Origin of the sequence: Rubrivirga sp. (genome assembly GCF_049648075.1) — a bacterium.
Classification (GTDB): Bacteria; Bacteroidota; Rhodothermia; order Rhodothermales; family Rubricoccaceae; genus Rubrivirga.
The window spans coordinates 1-2574 of record NZ_JBARYR010000114.1 but is presented as its reverse complement, the minus strand read 5'-3'; the positions used below and the strand labels follow the sequence as shown (position 1 = coordinate 2574).

Below are 2574 nucleotides of genomic sequence, written 5' to 3'. Positions count from 1 at the left end.
GTCCGGAGGCGGCGCCCTCGATGCGGACACCTACCTGACCGGCGCGTCCCTCGAGGTCGCCCGGCAGGCCTGCGGCGACCTGCTCGCGCTGACCGACCTCGTCCTCGAGGACGGCGGGACGGCGTTCGCGCTGGGACGACCGCCGGGCCACCACGCGACGCCGAGCCGTGGGATGGGATTCTGCCTGTTGTCGAACGCAGCGGTCGCGGCGCGGCACGCGCAATCGAAGGGTGCCGAGCGGGTCCTGATCGTAGACCTCGACGTGCACCACGGGAACGGGACGCAGGACGCGTTCTATGACGATGCGAGCGTGTTCGTGGTCTCGTCGCACCAAGACGGCATCTACCCCAGAACCGGCCGCTTCCTCGAGGCCGGTGAGGGCTCGGGCGAAGGGTCGACGCTCAACCTGCCCCTCCAGCCCGAGACCGGCGACGAGGTGGTGGACCTGTACCGCGCCGTCCTCCCCGCCGTCGGCGCGTCGTTCCGGCCGGACCTCGTCGTGCTCTCGTTCGGCGCCGACGCGCACCGCCTGGACCCGCTCGCCAGCCTCACCGTGAGCATCGGCGGCTTGGCGCGTGCGGTCGGGGCCGTCCTCGAGGTCGCCGACCAGTGGTGCGACGGCCGGATGGTCTTGACCCTCGAGGGCGGCTACCACACGGACGTTCTGGCCGCGTCTGTTACCTCCGTGCTCCGCCGGCTCGTGGACCCGACCTCTGAGATCGTCGACCCGTTTGGTCCGACCTTGAGGCCGCCGCAGTCGCTCTCCGACCTCGAGGACGCGGCCTTGGCACGGCTGCGGTAGGGAGACGGCGTGGGTCTCGGCACTTCTACCGAGGCACGCCGAACACTTGCGTCCAGTTGCCGTCGACATTCGCAGAACCCATCTCCATCAGGACGGGATTCAGGATGTTCACGCAGTGGCCGGGGCTCTCGAGCCAGTCTTCGACCACCTCGTCGATGCTCTCTCGATACCGAGCGATGTTCTCCGCGACGACGGACCAATCGTACCCGGCCTCCCGCACGCGCTCGCCGATGCCGCGCCCTCGGGAGTCGACGTGACCGATGTACCCGTGGCGGGACATGTCGCGACTGTGACGGGCCGCGGCACGCTCGAGACGGACGTCCCAAATGAGGGGCTCGCTGGGTGCCATGCGCTCCGTGCCGCACACGCCGCCCTGCGCCCTGGCCTCGTTGACCGCAGCGAGCATCTCTGCGTCCCACGCATCGAGGTCGGCATCCGGGAGCGGGCGCGTGTCGACGCCGACGGTGTCGCAGGCGACCAGCAGCATCAGCGAGACGGCTAGGCCGAGCGTTCGGGCAAACATGGCAACGAGGTGGTGGGTCCTCCGCCAATCGGCTACGGCGCCGCGCGTCTTGATCGACGCGCCAAGACGGAACCTCTCCGCTCCACTACAGGCGTCTAGCGCCCCACCACCAAGGCCGCGTGGCTCTGATCGATCCGCTCGACGGCCTCGAGGATCGTGTCCACGGCCGCGCCAAACACAGCCGGATCGATCCGCTCGACGTCGTCCGTCGGCTCGTGGTAATCGGAGTGGCCGTCGACGCCGAAGTAGACGAACGGAACGCCACGGCGGTGGAACACGGCGTGGCCCGACGCGCCCGTCCAGTTGCTGGCCCCGGTGCCCGTGTCACGTCCGAACTCGAGGTCGAGCCCCTGCAGGATGGGCCGGAGGTGCGGATAGTGCGTCGTTCCAGCGGCCCACAGCTCGCCTCGGGATACCATGTCGAGGTTGACCACGGCGAGCACCGCGCCGAGCGGGACGGGCGGAGACGTGACCATCGTCTGGGCACCGGCCAGGCCGGCCTCTTCCGCATCGAGGGCGGCGAACAGGATCGTGTGTGCGGGAGTCGTCTCGGCGTAGTGCTCCGCGACCGCGAGCATCGCCGCGACTCCCGACGCGTTGTCGTCGGCCCCGTTGTAGACCTGGCCTGACCGTACGCCTAGATGGTCAAAGTGGGCCGTGACCACGATCGCTTGTTGCGGGTACACGGAGCCGAGGATTCGCCCGACCAGGTTCGTTCCCTCCCCGCCTGTCGGCAAGGCGACGGGTTGGCGGTAGCCGGTCTGAAACGCGCCCTCGAGGCCGATCTCGGCGAAGCGGCGCTCGACGTAGCGGGCCGCGAGGTGGCCGCCGGTCGTTCCCGCCTCGCGCCCGAGAAAGGCATCGTCTGCCAGGGCCGCGACATCGGCCATCACCTGCGTCCTCGAGGCCGTCTCGACGGGAGCGACCAAAGCTGAAGGCGAGACGTCCGGCCTCGAGGTCTGACACCCGCACCAGACGAGCGCGACCAGCAGCGTCGCCCGGGTCATTCGACCACGATCGGGACGCGGAACGCGGTCCGCGCCGAGGGCAGGCACACGCTGTCGTCGCAGACGGCGTAGCGGATCGTGCCGCTCACCTGGTGCGTCCCGAGCGGCGCGCGGCGTCCGACGCGAACGCTCTGCACGATCCGCGCCGACTCGGCGAAGTACGGGTAGTCGGACTCGAACGCCGGGTCGTACCCCTCGCGCGGCTCGGACTGCCGGAGCGGGCCGGCCTCCAGGCCGGCGGG

General features: G+C 70.2%; 3 protein-coding genes and 1 pseudogene. 1 reads left to right on the top strand and 3 read right to left on the bottom strand.

Annotation, left to right across the window (positions count from 1 at the left end):
* The coding region (locus tag WBA11_RS03175; RefSeq protein ID WP_424519276.1) for a histone deacetylase family protein at positions 1–802 on the top strand (802 nt) is incomplete at its 5' end.
* A 25-nt stretch (positions 803–827) separates the two neighbouring features.
* On the opposite strand, the gene WBA11_RS03170 is transcribed toward WBA11_RS03175, so the two are convergent.
* The 3 genes and pseudogenes from WBA11_RS03170 to WBA11_RS03160 form a co-directional block, all read right to left on the bottom strand.
* Positions 828–1325, bottom strand: coding sequence for a CAP domain-containing protein (locus tag WBA11_RS03170; protein WP_424519275.1), 498 nt, complete (start codon positions 1323–1325; stop codon positions 828–830).
* A gap of 95 nt (positions 1326–1420) precedes the next feature.
* Positions 1421–2332 carry a M28 family peptidase gene (locus tag WBA11_RS03165; protein ID WP_424519274.1) on the bottom strand — a complete coding sequence of 304 codons (912 nt, stop codon included), beginning with the start codon at positions 2330–2332 and terminating at the stop codon, positions 1421–1423.
* Positions 2329–2574 (bottom strand): annotated as a pseudogene (locus WBA11_RS03160) (hypothetical protein); the annotation flags it as partial. The gene WBA11_RS03165 and the pseudogene WBA11_RS03160, both read right to left, overlap by 4 nt.

Bases quoted from the DNA above. Each gene is read 5' to 3' on its own strand.
- WBA11_RS03170 (WP_424519275.1), bottom strand. From the start codon at position 1,325: ATGTTTGCCCGAACGCTCGGCCTAGCCGTCTCGCTGATGCTGCTGGTC.
- WBA11_RS03165 (WP_424519274.1), bottom strand. From the start codon at position 2,332: ATGACCCGGGCGACGCTGCTGGTCGCGCTCGTCTGGTGCGGGTGTCAG.